The 18,388-nt window shown below is 56.8% G+C and carries 20 protein-coding genes; 18 read left to right on the plus strand and 2 right to left on the minus strand.

Annotated elements, in window-relative coordinates:
- Nucleotides 1-12: 12 nt before the first annotated feature.
- From NH395_RS02650 to NH395_RS02660, 3 genes are all read left to right on the plus strand, one after another.
- On the plus strand, nucleotides 13-1,518 hold the full coding sequence (locus NH395_RS02650; protein ID WP_253022205.1) for a fumarate hydratase: 1,506 nt from the start codon (nucleotides 13-15) through the stop codon (nucleotides 1,516-1,518).
- Between the two features lie 114 nt (nucleotides 1,519-1,632).
- A complete protein-coding gene (gene cls / locus NH395_RS02655; protein WP_253022207.1) occupies nucleotides 1,633-3,051 on the plus strand; it encodes a cardiolipin synthase in 1,419 nt (472 codons plus the stop codon).
- A gap of 55 nt (nucleotides 3,052-3,106) precedes the next feature.
- Nucleotides 3,107-4,024 (plus strand): LysR substrate-binding domain-containing protein, encoded by a 918-nt coding sequence (locus NH395_RS02660; protein WP_066320522.1) that lies wholly within the window; start codon nucleotides 3,107-3,109, stop codon nucleotides 4,022-4,024.
- Between the two features lie 16 nt (nucleotides 4,025-4,040).
- On the opposite strand, the gene NH395_RS02665 is transcribed toward NH395_RS02660, so the two are convergent.
- The gene (locus NH395_RS02665) at nucleotides 4,041-5,144 is read right to left on the minus strand and encodes a bifunctional nicotinamide-nucleotide adenylyltransferase/Nudix hydroxylase (protein WP_253022209.1); all 1,104 of its coding nucleotides are present in this window, start codon (nucleotides 5,142-5,144) and stop codon (nucleotides 4,041-4,043) included.
- A 155-nt stretch (nucleotides 5,145-5,299) separates the two neighbouring features.
- Between NH395_RS02665 and NH395_RS02670 the strand changes: the two genes are divergently transcribed.
- Together NH395_RS02670 and NH395_RS02675 are read left to right on the plus strand one after the other, a co-directional pair.
- Complete coding sequence (locus NH395_RS02670) at nucleotides 5,300-6,208, plus strand: YihY/virulence factor BrkB family protein (protein ID WP_253022211.1); 909 nt, start codon at nucleotides 5,300-5,302, stop codon at nucleotides 6,206-6,208.
- 15 nt (nucleotides 6,209-6,223) lie between these two features.
- On the plus strand, nucleotides 6,224-6,499 hold the full coding sequence (locus NH395_RS02675) for an acylphosphatase (RefSeq protein WP_253022213.1): 276 nt from the start codon (nucleotides 6,224-6,226) through the stop codon (nucleotides 6,497-6,499).
- On the opposite strand, the gene NH395_RS02680 is transcribed toward NH395_RS02675, so the two are convergent.
- Nucleotides 6,496-7,437 carry a D-2-hydroxyacid dehydrogenase gene (locus NH395_RS02680; RefSeq protein WP_253022215.1) on the minus strand — a complete coding sequence of 314 codons (942 nt, stop codon included), beginning with the start codon at nucleotides 7,435-7,437 and terminating at the stop codon, nucleotides 6,496-6,498. The genes NH395_RS02675 and NH395_RS02680 overlap by 4 nt on opposite strands.
- A gap of 182 nt (nucleotides 7,438-7,619) precedes the next feature.
- Between NH395_RS02680 and NH395_RS02685 the strand changes: the two genes are divergently transcribed.
- The 13 genes from NH395_RS02685 to NH395_RS02745 all read left to right on the plus strand — a co-directional run bounded on the left by NH395_RS02685 (nucleotide 7,620) and on the right by NH395_RS02745 (nucleotide 18,381).
- On the plus strand, nucleotides 7,620-7,904 hold the full coding sequence (locus NH395_RS02685; protein WP_066320528.1) for a zinc ribbon domain-containing protein: 285 nt from the start codon (nucleotides 7,620-7,622) through the stop codon (nucleotides 7,902-7,904).
- Between the two features lie 65 nt (nucleotides 7,905-7,969).
- Nucleotides 7,970-9,751, plus strand: a complete 1,782-nt coding sequence (gene aspS / locus NH395_RS02690; protein WP_066320530.1) for an aspartate--tRNA ligase — start codon at nucleotides 7,970-7,972, stop codon at nucleotides 9,749-9,751.
- A gap of 74 nt (nucleotides 9,752-9,825) precedes the next feature.
- Nucleotides 9,826-10,380, plus strand: a complete 555-nt coding sequence (gene ruvC, locus NH395_RS02695) for a crossover junction endodeoxyribonuclease RuvC (RefSeq protein ID WP_253022217.1) — start codon at nucleotides 9,826-9,828, stop codon at nucleotides 10,378-10,380.
- 77 nt (nucleotides 10,381-10,457) lie between these two features.
- Nucleotides 10,458-11,069, plus strand: a complete 612-nt coding sequence (ruvA, locus tag NH395_RS02700) for a Holliday junction branch migration protein RuvA (RefSeq protein ID WP_253022219.1) — start codon at nucleotides 10,458-10,460, stop codon at nucleotides 11,067-11,069.
- Nucleotides 11,070-11,101: 32 nt separating this feature from the next.
- The gene (gene ruvB / locus NH395_RS02705) at nucleotides 11,102-12,139 is read left to right on the plus strand and encodes a Holliday junction branch migration DNA helicase RuvB (RefSeq protein WP_253022221.1); all 1,038 of its coding nucleotides are present in this window, start codon (nucleotides 11,102-11,104) and stop codon (nucleotides 12,137-12,139) included.
- Nucleotides 12,136-12,528 (plus strand): tol-pal system-associated acyl-CoA thioesterase, encoded by a 393-nt coding sequence (ybgC, locus tag NH395_RS02710; protein ID WP_253022223.1) that lies wholly within the window; start codon nucleotides 12,136-12,138, stop codon nucleotides 12,526-12,528. Before ruvB ends, ybgC begins: the two co-directional genes overlap by 4 nt.
- 67 nt (nucleotides 12,529-12,595) lie before the next feature.
- Nucleotides 12,596-13,270: a protein TolQ gene (gene tolQ, locus NH395_RS02715; protein ID WP_234346823.1), complete on the plus strand. Its 675-nt coding sequence runs from the start codon at nucleotides 12,596-12,598 to the stop codon at nucleotides 13,268-13,270.
- A 12-nt stretch (nucleotides 13,271-13,282) separates the two neighbouring features.
- On the plus strand, nucleotides 13,283-13,720 hold the full coding sequence (gene tolR, locus NH395_RS02720) for a protein TolR (RefSeq protein WP_253022225.1): 438 nt from the start codon (nucleotides 13,283-13,285) through the stop codon (nucleotides 13,718-13,720).
- Between the two features lie 13 nt (nucleotides 13,721-13,733).
- Complete coding sequence (tolA, locus tag NH395_RS02725) at nucleotides 13,734-14,876, plus strand: cell envelope integrity protein TolA (protein ID WP_253022227.1); 1,143 nt, start codon at nucleotides 13,734-13,736, stop codon at nucleotides 14,874-14,876.
- A complete protein-coding gene (tolB, locus tag NH395_RS02730; RefSeq protein WP_253022229.1) occupies nucleotides 14,876-16,165 on the plus strand; it encodes a Tol-Pal system beta propeller repeat protein TolB in 1,290 nt (429 codons plus the stop codon). Before tolA ends, tolB begins: the two co-directional genes overlap by 1 nt.
- Before the next feature lie 34 nt (nucleotides 16,166-16,199).
- Nucleotides 16,200-16,745, plus strand: a complete 546-nt coding sequence (gene pal, locus NH395_RS02735) for a peptidoglycan-associated lipoprotein Pal (RefSeq protein WP_253022231.1) — start codon at nucleotides 16,200-16,202, stop codon at nucleotides 16,743-16,745.
- Nucleotides 16,746-16,797: 52 nt separating this feature from the next.
- Nucleotides 16,798-17,589: a tol-pal system protein YbgF gene (gene ybgF / locus NH395_RS02740; RefSeq protein ID WP_253022233.1), complete on the plus strand. Its 792-nt coding sequence runs from the start codon at nucleotides 16,798-16,800 to the stop codon at nucleotides 17,587-17,589.
- Between the two features lie 27 nt (nucleotides 17,590-17,616).
- Nucleotides 17,617-18,381 carry a YciK family oxidoreductase gene (locus tag NH395_RS02745; protein WP_253022235.1) on the plus strand — a complete coding sequence of 255 codons (765 nt, stop codon included), beginning with the start codon at nucleotides 17,617-17,619 and terminating at the stop codon, nucleotides 18,379-18,381.
- The last annotated feature ends 7 nt before the right edge of the window (nucleotides 18,382-18,388 follow it).

The following is an 18,388-nucleotide window of genomic DNA, read 5'->3' on the forward strand; positions in this document are numbered from 1 at the left end:
AGCAGTTTGTTCATGACCGTGATTCACCAGGACGACGTGATTCAAAGCGTTGCCGATGCACTGCAGTACATCTCTTACTACCATCCCAAAGACTTTATCGATGCCATGGCGGCCGCTTACGAGCGTGAAGAAAACCCCGCCGCCAAGGATGCGATCGCCCAGATTCTGATCAATTCACGGATGTGTGCCACCGGCCATCGCCCGATTTGTCAGGATACCGGTATCGTCACCGTGTTCGTTCATGTGGGCATGAAGGTAACCTGGGACGCGGACATGAGTCTGGATGACATGGTCAATGAAGGGGTGCGTCGCGCTTATCAGCTCCCTGACAATATTCTTCGGGCGTCTGTCCTGGCGGACCCTGATGGCAAGCGCCAGAATACCAAGGACAACACCCCGGCGATTATCCACCACAAACTCGTGCCGGGCGATCAAGTCGATATTCATGTGGCAGCCAAGGGCGGCGGCAGCGAAGCAAAATCCAAGTTTGCCATGCTCAACCCCTCTGACAGCGTGGTGGACTGGGTGATGGAGCAACTGCCTAAAATGGGGGCAGGCTGGTGTCCGCCGGGCATGCTGGGCATTGGCATTGGTGGTACGGCGGAAAAGGCCATGGAAATTGCCAAAGAGGCACTGCTGGACCCGATCGATATCCAAGACCTGCAGGCACGTGGGGCCAGCAATCGTGCCGAGGAGCTTCGTCTGGAGCTGTTCGACAAGGTCAATAAAAGTGGCATTGGCGCCCAGGGGTTGGGCGGTTTGACCACCGTGCTCGATATCAAGGTCAAGGATTACCCAACCCACGCAGCGAATAAGCCGGTTGCCATCATTCCCAACTGCGCCGCCACTCGCCATGCCCACTTCACGCTGGATGGCTCGGGCCCTGTGGCATTGCCTGCTCCCAAGCTGGAGGACTGGCCGGAAATTACCCGTGAGGCAGGCGACAACGTCAAACGTGTCAATCTGGATACGGTGACACCCGAAGACGTCAGGGCCTGGCAGCCCGGCGATACACTCTTGTTGAACGGCAAGCTGTTGACCGGGCGTGATGCGGCCCACAAGCGTATGGTGGATATGATTGCCAAGGGTGACCCCTTACCTGTCGATATGAAAGGGCGGTTTATCTACTATGTGGGCCCGGTAGACCCGATCGGAGACGAAGTCGTAGGCCCCGCAGGCCCCACCACCGCCACCCGTATGGACAAGTTCACCCGTACCATGCTCGTAGAAACAGGCCTGCTGGGCATGGTCGGCAAGGCCGAGCGTGGGCAGGAAGCCATTGACGCCATTCGCGATAACCAGGCGGTTTACCTGATGGCGGTGGGTGGTTCCGCTTATCTCGTCGCCCAGGCAATCAAGAAGTCTCGCGTGGTTGGCTTCGAGGATCTCGGCATGGAAGCCATTTATGAGTTCGAAGTGGAAGACATGCCTGTTACCGTTGCCGTGGATAGTGCAGGGACCTCGGTTCACCAGACCGGGCCTGCCAAGTGGAAGGACATTATCGCCCAGACGGCTTGAGTGTCGTAACGGGCAAGGTGTTCCAGGCTATAAAGGCTCTGCCAGTGGCGGGGCTTTATCCATGTTCAACCGGCGCATCGCAATGGAATTGACACCCATAATGAGGACACCACTATGACCTCGTGGTTGCTAGGGACCGGCATCTTGTTGATCTATGCGCTGGGGATTGTTTCAGCGATTATGGCGTTGATGTCCAGCCGGACCTCTCAGGGGGCGGTCGCCTGGATTATTTCACTGCTCACCTTTCCTTATGTGGCCGTACCTGCCTACTGGCTATTTGGAAGGCCGCGGTTTTATGGTTATGTCACGGCCCGCGGGGTGCGTGACAATATATTGCGCCGCATGCTGGTGCGTTATCGTGCCAACATTGATCCTTACAGCGTTTCAGCCAAAAGCGCTGACATTAAAGCCGTTGAGCAGTTAGCCATGATGCCGATGACGCAGGGGAATCAGGCAACCTTGCTGATTGACGGCAAGGAAACGTTCGAAAGCCTGTTTGCCGGTATCGAGCGTGCACAGCGCTATATCCTTCTGCAATTTTTCATCGTCCGGGATGATCGCCTCGGGCGTCGATTGATGGCATACCTTCAGCAGGCTGTCCGGCGTGGCATCAATATTTACTTCCTCTACGACGAGATGGGCAGCCGAAAGCTCAACGATCGCTATTTAAATGATCTGGCGCAGTCAGGTATTGAAGTCAGTGCGTTTCGTTCCTCCAGGGGGCTGAAGCATCCTTTCCAGCTGAATTTCCGTAATCACCGCAAGGTGATGGTGGTCGACGGCCAGGAAGGTTGGCTTGGCGGGTTTAACGTCGGCGTGGAGTATCTGGGCGAGGACCCGGCTCGTGGCCCCTGGCGTGATACCCATCTCAAGCTTGAAGGCCCGAGTGTCCTGGGTCTTCAGGAAGCCTTCTGGGAAGATTGGCATTGGGCCACAGGGGAGGTCATTACCCTGGATTGGCAGCCCCTGAAGACCTTTGCCAGTAACCACCATGTGGTCGTGGTGCCCTCGGGGCCCGCAGATCGCCAGGACACGGCCAGCCTGCTTATACAGCAGGTGATTCAGAGCGCGGAAGAGCGGCTGTGGGTGACCAGCCCTTATTTCGTGCCGGATCAGGGCGTTCAGGATGCACTTCGGCTGGCCGCCATGCGGGGGGTCGATGTCCGGGTCATGATGCCTGAACGCCCCGATCATTTACTGGTTTTCCTGTCAGCCTTTTCATTCCTGCCCGACATGCTGCGTGCAGGCGTAAAAATATACCGTTATCTCCCAGGTTTTTTACACCAAAAAGTCATGCTCGTTGACAACAAGGCAGCGACCGTCGGTACGGTGAATATGGACAACCGTTCTTTTCGGTTGAATTTTGAAATTACTGCTTTTATGCCCAGCGCGTCGGTGGCCACTCAGGTTAGCTTGATGCTCGAGAATGATTTCGCAAGATGTCGTCGTATCAGTCTGGATGAAATTGCCCAGCGTCCCTGGTGGAAAAAGGTGGTCTCTCGGGCAGCCTATTTAACGGCGCCCATTCAGTAGCCTCACGGCTCGGTGACAGATCAATTCAAATAACTAGGGTGACAAGGAGTCGTTGGTGAACCTTGAAACAAAATGGCTGGAAGATTTTGTCGCATTGGCCAATACACGTAGCTTTTCGGCATCGGCAAGGCAGCGGCACGTGACACAGCCAGCGTTCAGTCGGCGTATCCGGGCGTTAGAGCAGGCGGTGGGGGTAACCCTGGTCGACCGTTCGACAACGCCGGTGGGCTTGACCTCAGAAGGCCAGCTGTTTCTGGTCACCGCGCGAAACCTTGTTGAACAGCTTACCGAATCGTTAGGCCATTTACGGGGGCTCTCGATTGCCAATGAGGCGCTGGATATCGTTGCCGCGCATTCGTTAGCGCTGAGCTTTTATCCCCCCTGGATATCAAGGTTGCAAAAAGGCCTCGGGGAGCTGCCTACCCGCCTGGTCGCCATGAATGTCGGAGAGGCGATTCACGTGCTGCGGGAAGGCAACTGTGACCTCATGTTGGCCTATTATGATCCCTTCGCCACCATGCAGTTGGATGCCGAAGTGTTCCCGTCTTTTTCGATCGGCAACGTCAATATGCTGCCCGTGTCATTACCCGATGCCCAGGGCAAGCCGTTGTTTTCGCTTCAGCAGGATAGTTCAGTGCCCTATCTGGCTTATACGCAGGGGGCCTTTTTGGGCCGCAGTGTGCGCATGCTGCTGAAAAACGACCCACTGCGCATGAAGCTGCGCACGGTCTATGAAACCGCCATGGCGGAGGGCTTGAAAGGCATGGTATTGCAGGGGGTGGGGGTTGCCTGGATACCGGATTTCTGCATTCGCGAGGAGCTCAAAAGCGGTCGTTTGGTGCGTGCCGCTGATGCCAATTGGGATATCCCGCTGGAAATTCGACTATACCGCTGTTCACTGGTCCACAAGCCTGGTGTCGAACGCCTGTGGCGACAAATGATGAAGCTGCCTCGGGACTTTCTGCAGGGATAAGTCCTGGTTGTTTGAATTAGTGCGATGGAACGCTGCTGAAGTCGGCAGGTAGGCCGAGAAAATTTTGAATAATAAAAAAATGATCTTCAAACAGGCTGTCGGGCTGGAGGTCGGCAAGGGCGACCCAGCGGGCATGATCGCCGCCCTTGACGGGTTTCAAGCGAGGCAACTGCTGGTCAGGGCGCAGGGCAAAGTAAAACGCTTCCGCCAGTGTACGACCTCGCCAGCTGCGGTGGGGTTCGTCAAACAGGCGCTGCCCCCTCAATGAGCCTTTCAATACCGGTTCTGGTACCTTCAAGCGAATACGCTCACGCAATTCCCGCAGACAGGCGTCAAGCAAGCGCTCATGGGGATTGATAAAGCCGCCCGGCAGCGCGAACAGCCCCTTACCCGGTGCTGCAGTCCGGCGCACCAGCAGCACATGCCCTGATTGGACCACCACGGCATTGACGGTGACAAAAATGGGCGGGTAGGGGGCCTGCTGCCAGGCTTGACGATACTGGTCCAGCAGTTGCTGTTCTTCCAGCAGCTGTTCATAGTCGCTGCCCCGGCAAAAAGCTTGCACATGATCGACCACGCCGGGCGGTAGGTCGTGGTAGGCCCCTGTACTGAGGTAATCGTCGGTGGCGCCGGGCGAGCGGAATAAACGTTCACGGATCTGGCTCGCCGAAATGCCTTCGACCAAGGGGACGCTCACCGACTCCCATTGCGGAAATAGTGACAGGTAGTAGCTGGATTGCCCCCGGCTAGCGCCTATAAGTCCGATCCGTGGCAGCCTGGCATTTGTCGGCGCGGTCAAATCCCGTACTTTACGCTGAACATCGCGAACCCAGACGTCGTTGTTGTAAAGCGCGTCCAGTAGCGGTGTGATTTCCAGCCGCTGGTTATCCTCCTCGTCAAAACCTGAACGCAACAGCATCAGCCGTTCATCAAAACGCCAGGGGTTACGCAGCGAACGTGCCTGCCAGGATGAGCCGACCAACACGATGACCTGACGGGCTTGCTTCAGCGCCTCACGAATAACCGCCACATGGCCAAGGTGAGGGGGCTGAAAACGGCCAATAAAGACGAGGCAGTCAAACTCATACGCCTGGCTCGGGCGTGAGGCATCAGTTGGCATGCGAGGCCGTCCTTTGTCTGTAAGTCATGGCCCCGCATTATGGTGGGCTTGTCCAGGCGGCGCAATCTACCTCTGCAGCCAACGGTGTGATTGGGTATGCTAATTAAATCAGGCCATGGATAGTTGGCCCTTTATCAATGGATTAGGGAGTTTTCATGCTTAAACGCAGTGCTTGTTTTTGGGGCAACGTGATCAGGGATTCAGCGTCATTATGGTTGAAGCGCAACGCCTTCAGCTATGCCGGTTCTCTGGCGTTTTACACCCTCTTCTCACTGGCGCCCACCATCATTATTGCGGTCACCGTTATTGGCCTTGTGCTGGGTGAAGAGGCGGCCCAGGGTCAGATTGTGGCGCAACTGCAAGGCACTATCGGCCCTGATGCCGCAGCGGTAGTGGAGGAAGCCGTCGCTCAATCGCGCATTCAGGAGGCGGGAGTAATGCCGACGCTACTCGGCGTGGGCGCACTTGTCGTGGGTGCCACAACGGTGTTCGCACAAATGCAGTTCTCGCTCAATACGATCTGGGGCGTCACCGCCAAGCCGACTGCTAACGGGGCGCTGGTGTTCATTAAAAATCGCATCCTATCGCTGACGGTTGTACTGTCGATCGGGTTTATATTGCTGGTTTCGTTAGTGTTGGGTGTGGCCATCCGAAGCGCCCTCGGCGCTGCAGATCAACTGCTGCCTTACGTGGGCCTGCTGAGCCAAGTGGCCGAATCGCTGGTTTCCCTATTGGTCGTTGCGCTTCTTTTTGCGACGATTTTCAAGGTCTTGCCCGATGTGGTGTTGAGTTGGCAAGATGTCCTGATAGGGGCGTTGGTGACAGCCGTATTATTTACCATTGGCCGGAGCGTCATCGCTGTCTATCTTGCTTATACGGCAACGGCTTCCACTTACGGTGCAGCGGGTTCTGTCGTGATGGTGCTGCTGTGGGTTTATTATTCATCTCTCATTTTGCTGTTTGGCGCCGCCTTTACGCGTTCGCTTCTGTTACGCAGAGGTCGGCCGTTGGTGCCACGCAATAGCGCTGTTGTTATCAAATATCAGGAACATGACGACGGTTAAAACAGGAGGGCGACAATGGCAGATTGCTGTGTACGTGCATGGGTGACGGGGAAAGTGCAGGGCGTCTGGTTTCGGCGCTCTACCCAACAACAGGCGCTGCAGCACCGTTTAACCGGCTATGCAAAGAATTTGCCTGACGGCCGTGTTGAAGTGTTGCTTTGTGGCCGTTCGGAGGATGTAAAAACCGTCAGCGAATGGCTATGGAAAGGTCCCGAAGGAGCGCAGGTGACCCATGTCGAATTTAACGTCCTGGATCAGTGCCACGCTCCGGATCATTTCGCGACTTATTAGCAGCCTGCTTGCCACTGCTGGATGTTCTCAGCGGTCAAGCCGACAATGTTTTGCCTGGCTTCTGGCGTAATCCAGGCGTTATGGGGCGTGACAATCAGGTTGATTGCTTCATCCAACGCGTCCAGCAGAGGATGTCCTTCGCGGGGCGGCTCATTGGGTAGCACGTCGACGGCAAGCCCGCCGATCTGCCCATCCCTGAGTGCCGAGAGCGCGGCATGTTCGTCGATAACGCCTCCTCGGGCACAGTTAACCAGCAATAACGAAGACTTGGCCCTGGCCAGGCGTGAGGCATTGATCAGGTGATGGGTGGCGTCATTCAGCGGGCAATGAAGGCTGATAACGTCGGCTTCCGGTAGCAGGTCGTCGAGCGACGCGCGGTTGTCGTTCGCTTCATTACCCGGGCGGGCCGCAAAGGTGACGCGCATGCCCAGCGCTTCAGCGAGACGCGCCACTTCCGAGCCCAATTCTCCTTGGCCTATCATCACCAGGTGCTTGCCCGACAGCTGCATCGTTGGATAATGCTGCAGGCAGAAGAAGTCGCTTTTCTGCCAGGCACCTGCGGCGACATCCCGTTGATAAAGCGGCAGTCGGTTTGCCAATGTCAGCATCAGCATCAAGGTGTGCTGCGACACACTGGCGGTACCATAAGCAGCAACGTTTTTAACCGCTATCCCCCTGGCATGGGCAGTCTCCAGGTCGATATTGTTAAGCCCGGTAGCCAGCACGCAAATCAATTTGAGCGAGGGCAATTGATCGAGTGTCTCCGCATCCAGCACAACTTTATTGACAATGGCGATATCGGCCTTGGCCAGACGTTCACGGGCCTGTTGAGTCGTGCTTTGACCAAACACCTCAAGATGCGATACCGCCTGGCGGATGGCAGTTAAATCGATTTGCGGGCCGAGGCTTTCGGCATCCAGTATCACTGCATTAGGCATTTTCTGACCTCCACTGTCTGCCGGTGGCGTCTAGCCTTGCTCGGCAGGGGGCACAAAAGGGTATAATAAACTGGCGTGAATAATCATCGCCTTGGAATTTATCCCGACGGGCCGCATATTGCAGCTTGGCAACATTCATGTTGCTGTTTTGTCGGAGTTGAGCTTTATCTGGAGTCATCAACATGCCCATCTATGAATATGAGTGCAAGGCCTGCGGCCATCGCATGGATAAATTGCAAAAAATCAGCGCTGATCCGTTGACGGACTGCCCCGTTTGCGAAAGCGCCAGTTTGTCGCGGCTGGTATCCGCGGCCGGTTTCCGTCTGGCGGGCGGCGGCTGGTACGAGACTGATTTTAAAACCGGCAGCAAAAAGAATTTAGCTGCTGATGCCAAAAGCGCAACGCCGGAGACCGGCGGCCAGAATGGCACCGGTCCGGCGGCCAAGAAAAAAGACACGGCGGCCTAGCCCACGTACCTGGGCCTATCAAGGCCCACCATTATCTTTTGCCACGAAACACAACAGGATGAGACATGCGCAGTCATTATTGCGGCCAGCTAAATGAAACATTGGTAGACCAGACGGTCACCGTATGCGGGTGGGTGCATCGCCGCCGTGACCACGGTGGGGTTATCTTCCTCGATATGCGCGATCGCGACGGCGTCGCTCAGTTCGTCGTGGACCCAGATACCGCCGACGCGTTTGCCAATGCCGACCGTGCTCGCAATGAGTTCGTTCTGCGCATTACCGGGCGGGTTCGTCTGCGCCCCGAGGGCACGCAAAATCCCAACATGCCCACCGGGATGATTGAAGTACTGGCAAAAGATGTCGAAGTGCTTAATACCGCGGTGACGCCGCCTTTCCAGCTCGACGAGCATGGCAAAGTCGGTGAAGAGGTGCGCCTCAAACACCGCTATATCGATTTACGCCGCCCCGATATGATCGACAAGCTGCGGCTGCGTTCGCGTATTTCACACACCGTCCGTGCGTTCCTCGAAAATCAGGGATTTCTGGATATCGAAACCCCGGTTTTGACCCGCGCGACACCCGAAGGCGCGCGCGATTACCTGGTGCCGAGCCGTACCCATGCGGGCAACTTCTTTGCGTTGCCGCAGTCGCCGCAGCTCTTCAAACAGCTGTTGATGGTGGCGGGGTTTGATCGCTACTACCAGATTGCCAAGTGTTTCCGCGACGAAGATCTGCGTGCCGATCGCCAGCCCGAGTTCACGCAAATCGACATCGAGGCCTCGTTCGTAGAAGAAAACGACATCATGGACATTACCGAGTCCATGATTCGCCAGCTCTTCCAGGAAGTGCTGGACGTCGAGCTGGCCGCGTTTCCGCGCATGACGTGGCAGGAAGCCATGGACCGCTTTGGTTCAGACAAGCCCGACCTGCGTATCCCCCTTGAGTTGACCAATGTCGATGACCTGATGCAACAGGTTGACTTCAAGGTGTTTTCCGGACCGGCGAATGCGGCAGACGGCCGCGTTGCCGCGTTGAAAGTCCCTGGCGGTGCATCACTGTCGCGCAAGGAAATCGACGAATACACCAAGTTTGTCGGTATCTATGGTGCCAAGGGGCTGGCGTGGATCAAGGTCAACGAACGCGCCAAGGGGCTTGATGGCCTGCAGTCACCGATCGTCAAGTTCATGGAAAACGTGGTTGAGGAACTGCTCGACCGTGTTGACGCCCAAGACGGCGACATTATTTTCTTCGGTGCTGACAAGACGCGTATCGTCAACGAAGCGATCGGCGCATTGCGTGTTAAGCTGGGGGCAGACCTCGACCTCTACACCCAGGCCTGGGCGCCTCTCTGGGTCGTCGACTTCCCGATGTTCGAAGAAGACGATAACGGCCGTCTCAGCCCGCTGCATCATCCCTTTACTGCCCCGTCATGCTCACCTGAAGCGCTCAAGGATGACCCGGCGAGCGCACTGTCGCGCGCCTATGACATGGTGCTGAATGGTACCGAGCTTGGCGGCGGTTCAATCCGTATTCATGATCAAACCATGCAGCGTACGGTGTTTGATATCCTGGGAATTGGCCAGGAAGAGGCCCAGGAGAAGTTTGGCTTCCTGCTGGATGCTCTCCAGTACGGCGCACCGCCTCACGGTGGTTTGGCCTTCGGTCTGGACCGTCTGGTGATGCTGATGGCCGGTGCCAAGACCATCCGTGAAGTGATTGCGTTCCCGAAAACCCAAAGCGCTGCCTGCTTGATGACCGACGCCCCGGGGGAAGTCAGCTCAGAGCAGCTTAAAGACCTTAATATCCGTTTGCGTCAGAAAGCCAAAGCGGATACCACGGCCGAATAAGCGCTCTTTATATACCTCCTTACACCGGCGCCTGGGCGTCGGTGTTTTTGTTTGGACGACCTGAGTGCTGTTATATGCAGACACCTGCCTTATCCAGTCCGCTGCGCATCCTGGGCATTGACCCTGGTTCGCGCATTACCGGCTATGGGGTCATTGAGCTGGCAGGACTTGTTCCCCGGTATGTCGCTAGCGGCTGCATTCGCACGGCGGAAGGGCCTTTAGAGCAGCGTTTGGCGCAAATCTATGCCGGACTTGGGGAAGTGGTTGGATTACACCGCCCGGACGCCGTGGCCATAGAGCGCGTCTTCATGGCCAAAAACCCTGATTCAGCGCTCAAGCTCGGCCAGGCAAGAGGCGTGGCGCTGGTCTGTATGGCCAACCATGGTCTGGTGGTCGACGAGTATGCCGCGCGGCAGATCAAACAGGCGGTCACCGGTCAGGGCGGCGCCGATAAGGTGCAGGTGCAGCATATGGTAGCGGCTATTCTGCACCTGGTGGCTTCGCCACAGGCCGATGCCGCCGATGCCCTGGCCATTGCACTGACCCACGCCTACGCCAGTCAAGGGCCCAAGGCGCTGACCACGCAGGGGAGAGGGCGCCGCCGTTCGACCGGGCGGTGGCGACTCTGATAATCAGCCCCACCACTGGTCACTTGTACAGAGTGGCTTTATAGTGGCGACTGGTTTGGCTTAGCGCGAGCATAAATATGATTGGACGGCTTCAAGGCCAGTTGATTGAGAAACAGCCGCCATGGATCGTGGTGGATGTACACGGCGTGGGGTACGAGCTGGAAACGTCGATGACAACCCTGGTAGCGCTGCCGCCGGTTGGCGAAAGCGTTTTTATATATACGCATCTCACTATCCGGGACGACGCCCATCTGCTTTATGGGTTTGGTCGCGCGCATGAACGTGCCCTGTTTCGCGCCCTGATCAAAGTGAATGGCGTGGGGCCCAAACTGGCTTTGGCCATCTTGTCCGGTATGGATGAAGACGCTTTTATGCGCTGCGTACGCGATGATGACAGCAAGGCGCTCACCAAACTCCCAGGCGTGGGTAAAAAAACCGCCGAGCGATTGATCATAGAAATGCGGGATCGCTTCCCTGAGTGGGAAAATGGCCGTGATACCACGCTTCCCCTGGAAGCCGCCAATGGACAGGCTGCCCAATCCCGCAACAGCTTGGCGGACGCCGAGTCGGCACTGGTTAGTCTTGGCTACAAACCGACCGAGGCCACGAAAATGCTGGCCGACCTTGATGGCTCTCTGTCCACCGAGGCCCTCATCAAGGCGGCACTCACCCAGCGCATGAAGGGCTGAACGCGTACAACCACGGACGTAAATGAACGCTTATGCTAGAGCACGATCGACTGATTGCCGCTGAGCCAGAGCAAGGTGAAGGTCGCATCGACCATGCGATTCGCCCCAAACGGCTCCAGGATTATATTGGCCAACCCCGCGTTCGCGAGCAGTTGGAAATTTTTATTGGTGCCGCCCGGCTGCGTGAAGATAGCCTTGACCATACGTTGGTGTTTGGTCCGCCAGGCTTGGGCAAAACCACCTTGGCCAACATTATTGCCACGGAAATGGGCGTAGGGCTCAAATCGACGTCGGGCCCGGTGCTCGAGCGTGCTGGTGACCTGGCGGCAATGCTCACCAACCTGGAGCCTGGGGACGTTCTGTTCATCGATGAAATCCACCGCTTGTCGCCCGTCGTCGAGGAAGTCCTGTATCCGGCGATGGAGGATTTTCAGCTCGACATCATGATTGGTGAGGGGCCTGCCGCACGCTCGATCAAGCTGGATTTGCCCCGCTTTACGCTGGTGGGCGCCACGACTCGAGCGGGGTTGCTCACCTCGCCGTTACGCGATCGTTTTGGCATCGTCCAACGGCTCGAGTTTTATAACCTGACCGAGCTGACCGAGATTGTGACCCGTTCAGCCAAGCTGCTTGGCGTTGTAACCCACCATGAAGGCGCCGTTGAAATTGCCCGTCGCTCAAGAGGCACTCCGCGAATTGCCAACCGCTTGCTCCGCCGCGTGCGCGACTACGCCGAAATGAAGGGCGACGGCACCGTGGATGCAAACCTGGCAGACGCAGCGCTGAACATGCTTAATGTGGACCACCATGGACTGGATCATATGGACCGCAGGCTGTTACTGGCCATGATCGATAAATTCGACGGTGGGCCGGTAGGGGTCGATTCGCTGTCAGCCGCAATCGGTGAGGAGCGCGACACCATTGAAGATGTCATCGAGCCGTATTTGATCCAGCAGGGGCTGATGATGCGGACGCCACGCGGGCGCGTCGTCACGCGGCAAGCCTGGTTGCATTTTGAACGCGTTCCTCACGAAGCTTCCATTGAAGCCCAGGGGGAGCAGCGCCCATGACTCCGCCGCTGCGTTTACCGGTTCGCGTTTACATGGAAGATACAGACGCGGGTGGTATTGTCTACTACGTTAACTACCTGAAGTTTATGGAGCGAGCCCGCAGTGAATGGCTGAGATCATTGGGGGTCGACCAGCAAACGTTGCTGGACGCAGGCACTCAGCTAGTGGTATATCGCTTGTCCTGTCATTACATCAAGCCTGCACGGTTGGACGATGCGCTTGACGTAAGTGCCGATATCGCCAGCGTTGGCCGCTGCCGGATGACATTTGAGCAGCAGGTATGGCGGGAAAATGAACGTCTTTGCGCCGCCACGGTCGAGATAGCGTGCTTGAATGCGCAGGATCTGCGCCCGATGGCATGGCCATCTGCGCTCAAATCGCTTATGTAACGAACGATGCGGGCTCCTAACACCACATTACTGATGATTGATGAGGGCACTTGTGAACGATAATGCCATGTCTATTCCGCACCTGATTATGAATGCAAGCATCGTGGTTCAACTGGTCATGTTGCTGTTAACCGTAGGGTCCATTCTCTCTTGGGTGGTTATTTTTCAACGCGGCATTGCCCTGCGCCGTGCGCAAAAAGAATATACCCAGTTTGAAGAAACGTTCTGGTCAGGCGTAGATTTGAATGAGCTTTACCGGGACATCCCGGCCGACGATCCGCGCCACGGGGCCGAGCACATCTTTCAGGCAGGGTTTCGTGAATTCAATCGCCTGATGCCCAAAACGCGCAGTACCGCAACCGTTCTTGAAGGTGTTCAGCGCAGCATGCGCGTCGCCTGGTCACGTGAAGAAGACCGCCTGACCCAGCATCTTGTCTTTCTCGCCACAGTGGCTTCAGCCAGCCCCTATATCGGTCTGTTTGGTACCGTGTGGGGCATCATGGGGTCTTTCCAGTCGTTATCCATGACCCAGCAAGCCACGTTGGCAACAGTCGCTCCCTGGATCGCAGAGGCGTTGATCGCCACGGCGATGGGCCTTTTCGCTGCGATACCAGCCGTGATTTTCTACAACCGGCTTTCCAACAACGCCAGTCGTCTGTTGGGCAAGTACGAAGATTTCGCCGAAGAATTCCACGCTATCTTGCACCGCAATCTGCAAGGGCGTGACAGCGCGTCAAGCTAAGGGAGTTACCCCATGCAAGGACCGTTTAAACGAGGCGGACAGCGTAAGCCCATGGGCGAAATCAACGTTGTCCCTTTTATCGATGTCATGCTGGTATTGTTGGTCATTTTCATGATTACCGCGCCGATGTTGAATCAGGGCGTGGACGTTGAGCTGCCCCAGGTCAGTTCACAGCCAATCGAAAGCCAGGAAGACAACGATCCGATCATTATCTCCATCGACCGGGAAGGAGAGTACTACCTCAGTCTTGGAGATGATTCGACCCAGGTCTCTGCCGATGATATCACTCGCCGGGTTAGCGCTATTATAGAGCAGCGACCTGATACGCCAGTGATGGTACGTGGCGATCAGAACGTGGCTTATGGCGAAGTGGTCGTGTTGATGAGTAACCTGCAGCGCTCGGGCGTAGCCAATGTGGGGCTCATTTCTGAGCCGCCACAGAATGAGTAAGGACGCACAGGGCATGGCTGTAAAAAAACCTCGTGATCCTCAAGACATTGGCTACCTTTGGCCGGCGGTTTTTGCGATTGCCGTGCACTTGTTGATCGTGCTGTTCTCCTTGATTGAATGGCCTGATAGCGACGCCGAGCCAGATTCATCTTCTATTGTGCAGGCGACCCTGATCAGTACCGAGGCGTTCACCAACCGGGCTCAGCAGGCCAATGATCAGTCCGCTGCCATGGAAGCGGCCGAGGAAGATGAGACAGTAGAAGAACCCGATACATCGGCAGCCGAGGAAGCCGCCGCGGAAGAGCAAGCCGCTGCCGAACAGGCTGCACGGGAAGCTGCTGCCGCCGAAGAGCAAGCCTTGGAAGCCGCCAGGGCAGAAGCTGAAGCGCAGGCCCAGCGCCTTCAGGAAGCGGCCGAAGCCGAGGCCGAACGCCAGCGGGAAGCCGAAGAACAGCGCCGCCAGGAAGAAGCCGAGGCCGAACGCCAACGTGAAGCCGAAGAGCAACGCCGCCAGGAAGAAGCCGAGGCCCAGCGTCAGCGTGAGGCTGAAGAGCAGCGTCGCCAAGAAGAGGCCGAGGCCGAGCGCCAGCGTGAGGCTGAAGAGCAGCGTCGCCAGGAAGAGGCCGAAGCAGAGGCCGAGCGCCAGCGTGAGGCTGAAGAACAGCGCCGCCAGGAAGAGGCCGAAGCCGAGGCCCAGCGTCAGCGGGAAGCCGAAGAACAGCGCCGCCAGGAAGAAGCCGAGGCCGAGGCCCAGCGTCAGCGTGAGGCTGAAGAGCAGCGCCGCCAGGAGGAGGCGGAAGCCGCCATGCAGCGGCAGTTGGAAGGTGAAACCCAGGCTGCCGCCGAGGCTCAGCAAGCCGAGCAAGCGGCAAATAGCTTCTTGACGATTGTTAAGCGCGCCGTGGAGCAGGCATGGATTATTCCGTCAGGTGCAAGCGACTCGATGAGTGCTACGCTTCAAGTCAGGTTAGGGCCGTCAGGCGAAGTGCTGACCACGTCAGTGGTGTCGTCAAGTGGCGATGGCAACTTTGATCGGTCGGCGATGCAGGCAATCGAACATGCAGCACCGTTCGTCGAACTGCGTGAGCTGCCGACCGGTCAGCAGCGCAATCTACGTCAATTCAATCTGCGATTTACCCCGGGGGATGTTCGCTGATGCACACCATAAGCAAGGTATGGCTATTCTGTCTGTTACTGGCGATGAGTACTGTCGCCAACGCCAACTTAACCATTGAAATTACTCGCGGCAGTGACCAGGCGCTACCCATAGGCGTGGTACCGTTCGAGGGCTCGGCGGGTATGCCCGAAGACGTGGCCCAAATCATTCATGACAATCTTGATCGCAGCGGTTTTTTTGATCCACTGGATCGCGGCTCGATGTTTGAGCAGCCGAGCAAGGCCGACGATGTTCAATACAGCACCTGGCGCTCATTGGATGTTCGTTATCTGGTTGTTGGCAGGGCCGAGCGGACAGACAGCGGCTATCGAATCCAATACGACCTGATGGACATCAGTGGGCAGCGGCGCATGATGAGCGAAACCGTCACGGCCAGTGAAAATGACCTGCGCGGTGCTGCTCACTATATCAGCGACCAGATTTTTGAAGAGATTACCGATATTCGCGGGGCCTTCTCAACGCGAATTGCGTATGTCACCGCCCAAGGGGTTGGCGATAGCACGGACTATGGTCTTTACGTGGCCGACGCAGACGGGCGCAACAGCCAGCAGATTTTAACGTCCGACCAGCCGATCTTGTCGCCTGCCTGGTCACCGGACGGTGGTAAGCTCGCTTATGTATCTTTCGAGAGTGGACGCCCGGAGATCTATATTCAGGAAGTGAGCAGCGGCAATCGTGCGCGGATCACATCGTTCGAGGGAATTAACGGGGCGCCAGCATGGTCGCCAAATGGCCGCCGTTTGGCCATGTCCCTGTCGAAAGACGGCCAGCCCGATATCTATATCATGGAAATCGCCGATCGTTCGTTAACTCGCGTCACGGATAGCAACAGTATCGATACCGAACCTGCGTGGTCACCGGATGGTCGTCGTCTGGTGTTTACGTCTGACCGTAGTGGTGGGCCGCAAATCTACCAGCACACGCTTGGTAGCGGTGAAACGGAGCGTATGACCTTCACGGGTAACTACAATGCTCGGGCGCGTTTCTCGCCGGATGGCGAAAACCTGTTTTTGATCCACCGTTCCGACCGTGGTTTTCAAGTCGCACGTCAGGAAATCGACAGTGGTCGCCTGGTCACCTTGAGTGATTCCACCAGTGATGAGTCACCTAGTGTTGCGCCGAACGGGACCATGGTAATCTTCGCTACCCAACAGGGTAACAACGGGGTGCTGAGTGCCGTTTCTGCCGATGGCCGTTCGTCATTCAGGTTACCCGCCGCTCAAGGTGATGTGCGAGACCCCGCATGGTCACCGTTTTTAAACGAATGAAATCCATTCATGTTTTCAGGCAAGGAGTCTGATTATGCAACTTAAACCCTTGGTTCGCTCGTTGGCCGTCGCGCTTTCTATTGCCGTTATCGCCGGCTGTTCAAGCACCGGTGGGACTCAAGACGGTGATTCCTATGGCAGCCAGGATGGCCGCGATGGAAGCGCCAGTAGCACCTCGGGCACCGGAACGAGCGGTCAGTACGGCAGCGGCACGTCAGGCGCTGACCGTAGTCAACAGGCCGACTCGCGTATTCCCGATGTCAGAACCATTTATTTCGATTACGATCGCGACACGATTAAAAGCGAATACGAATCTGTAGTGATGGCCCACGCACGTTACCTGCGCTCAAATCCGGGTGCCAATGTCGTGCTGCATGGGCATACCGATGAACGCGGTACCCGTGAATATAATATGGCCCTCGGCGAGCGACGCGCCAACGCCGTTGAACGCTTTTTGAACATTCAAGGCGTTTCGTCTTCGCAAATGAGCGTGGTGAGCTATGGTGAAGAACGTCCAGCAGAGCGTGGTAGCAGCGAAGCGGCGTATTCACAAAACCGTCGCGTTGTGTTCAATTATTGATGACCCGCGTGGTGATTAACGCGCATTAGTACCTGCTATTTTTGGAGTCATCATGAATCACAGTCTCAAGCGTTACGTTGAGAGGCTGTGCGGTGCGGGAGCCCTAGTGCTCCCGCTATCCGTATTGCCCCTTGTCAGTGTTGCCCAACAACCCGTTGTCGAAGATCTGTCAGGTTCGGGCGGCGGGTTTTATGAACAAGCCCAAACCCAGGGCGGAGGCGCCAATGGGAGTCTGGTGTTATTCAACACGGTGCAGGAGCACCAGCAGCAAATCCAGCGTCTGCGGGGTGAAATTGAAGAGCTGCGCCATCAAATGGAGCAGCTCCGTCGCCAATCGCAGCAGCAATACCTGGATATTGAAGACCGCCTGATGAGCAGCGGCCAAAATCAGATCGAGGAATCAACACCCGAGGTTGAACCGGAAGCCGCCGAAGAAGTCGCCAATGCGCCCTCCGTAAGCGACGTCAGTGATGACGCCAGGCAGGCCTACCAGGATGCATTTGCGCATGTGCAGGAGCGTCGCTTCGGTGAGGCTATCGACGCCTTTGAAGCCTTTGTGGAAGCCTATCCGGATACCAGCCTGACCGCCAATGGCCATTACTGGCTGGGAGAGTTGTATGCCGCCGAAGGCGAACTGGATGCCGCCGAACAAGCATTCACCCGCGTGATTGATAACTATGACGGTAGTAGCAAGGTACCGGATGCGTTATACAAGCTTGGCTTGGTCAAGGCCCGGCAGGGCGAAGCGGAAGAAAGTCGTGCGCTTCTCGAAAAAGTGCAGGATGATTACCCACAAAGCAGTGCGGCGGGGCTGGCCGATGACTTTCTTCGCCAGAGCAGTTGATGACAGAAGCCGCCAGGAGGGTCTGCGATGACATGTAAAATTGATTATCAGCCAGCACCCGATTTGCTCCGTGACCGTGTTGTGCTGGTCACCGGGGCAGGTGACGGTATAGGTCGTGCGGCGGCACTCAGCTACGCCCGCCACGGTGCGACGGTAATTCTGCTTGGCCGCACCATTGCCAAGCTAGAGCGTGTGTACGATGAAATCGAGGCGGATGGCGGCCCCCAGCCGGCCATTTTCCCGCTCAATTTTGAGGGCGCGACGCTCAAGGATTTTCACGATATGGCCGACACCCTGGAAAAGGAGTTCGGGTGTCTGGATGGTCTACTGCACAATGCCGGTCTACTGGGTCGGATTACCCCTTTTGCGCAGTATGATGCCACGCTCTGGGAGCAGGTCATGCAGGTCAATATCAACGGCCCCATCTGGATGACCCAGGCGCTATTGCCGTTGTTGCAGCGCTCCAATGATGCGTCGGTCATCTTTACTTCTTCCAGTGTCGGTCGTAAAGGCCGTGCCTACTGGGGGGCCTACGCCGTGTCTAAATTTGCCACGGAAGGCTTTGTGGAAGTATTGGCCGACGAGCTGGATAATGAGCCCCACATGCGCATCAACACCCTTAACCCAGGCGCTACCCGGACTCAAATGCGGCGTAATGCTTATCCCGGTGAAGACCCCGCCAACTTGCGCACGCCTGACGACATTATGCCCACCTATCTGTGGTTGATGGGCCCCGACAGCGCGGGCACCCATGGTCAGAAAATCGATGCGCAACCACCCCGGCAGACTTGACGTTTAA

Source organism: Halomonas sp. Mc5H-6, from assembly GCF_024124705.1.
Taxonomy (GTDB): Bacteria; Pseudomonadota; Gammaproteobacteria; order Pseudomonadales; family Halomonadaceae; genus Vreelandella; species Vreelandella subterranea.

Bases quoted from the DNA above. Each gene is read 5' to 3' on its own strand.
- NH395_RS02650 (WP_253022205.1), top strand. From the start codon at position 13: ATGACCGTGATTCACCAGGACGACGTGATTCAAAGCGTTGCCGATGCA.
- cls (WP_253022207.1), top strand. From the start codon at position 1,633: ATGACCTCGTGGTTGCTAGGGACCGGCATCTTGTTGATCTATGCGCTG.
- NH395_RS02665 (WP_253022209.1), bottom strand. From the start codon at position 5,144: ATGCCAACTGATGCCTCACGCCCGAGCCAGGCGTATGAGTTTGACTGC.
- NH395_RS02670 (WP_253022211.1), top strand. From the start codon at position 5,300: ATGCTTAAACGCAGTGCTTGTTTTTGGGGCAACGTGATCAGGGATTCA.
- NH395_RS02675 (WP_253022213.1), top strand. From the start codon at position 6,224: ATGGCAGATTGCTGTGTACGTGCATGGGTGACGGGGAAAGTGCAGGGC.
- NH395_RS02680 (WP_253022215.1), bottom strand. From the start codon at position 7,437: ATGCCTAATGCAGTGATACTGGATGCCGAAAGCCTCGGCCCGCAAATC.
- NH395_RS02685 (WP_066320528.1), top strand. From the start codon at position 7,620: ATGCCCATCTATGAATATGAGTGCAAGGCCTGCGGCCATCGCATGGAT.
- aspS (WP_066320530.1), top strand. From the start codon at position 7,970: ATGCGCAGTCATTATTGCGGCCAGCTAAATGAAACATTGGTAGACCAG.
- ruvC (WP_253022217.1), top strand. From the start codon at position 9,826: ATGCAGACACCTGCCTTATCCAGTCCGCTGCGCATCCTGGGCATTGAC.
- ruvA (WP_253022219.1), top strand. From the start codon at position 10,458: ATGATTGGACGGCTTCAAGGCCAGTTGATTGAGAAACAGCCGCCATGG.
- ruvB (WP_253022221.1), top strand. From the start codon at position 11,102: ATGCTAGAGCACGATCGACTGATTGCCGCTGAGCCAGAGCAAGGTGAA.
- ybgC (WP_253022223.1), top strand. From the start codon at position 12,136: ATGACTCCGCCGCTGCGTTTACCGGTTCGCGTTTACATGGAAGATACA.
- tolQ (WP_234346823.1), top strand. From the start codon at position 12,596: ATGTCTATTCCGCACCTGATTATGAATGCAAGCATCGTGGTTCAACTG.
- tolR (WP_253022225.1), top strand. From the start codon at position 13,283: ATGCAAGGACCGTTTAAACGAGGCGGACAGCGTAAGCCCATGGGCGAA.
- tolA (WP_253022227.1), top strand. From the start codon at position 13,734: ATGGCTGTAAAAAAACCTCGTGATCCTCAAGACATTGGCTACCTTTGG.
- tolB (WP_253022229.1), top strand. From the start codon at position 14,876: ATGCACACCATAAGCAAGGTATGGCTATTCTGTCTGTTACTGGCGATG.
- pal (WP_253022231.1), top strand. From the start codon at position 16,200: ATGCAACTTAAACCCTTGGTTCGCTCGTTGGCCGTCGCGCTTTCTATT.
- ybgF (WP_253022233.1), top strand. From the start codon at position 16,798: ATGAATCACAGTCTCAAGCGTTACGTTGAGAGGCTGTGCGGTGCGGGA.
- NH395_RS02745 (WP_253022235.1), top strand. From the start codon at position 17,617: ATGACATGTAAAATTGATTATCAGCCAGCACCCGATTTGCTCCGTGAC.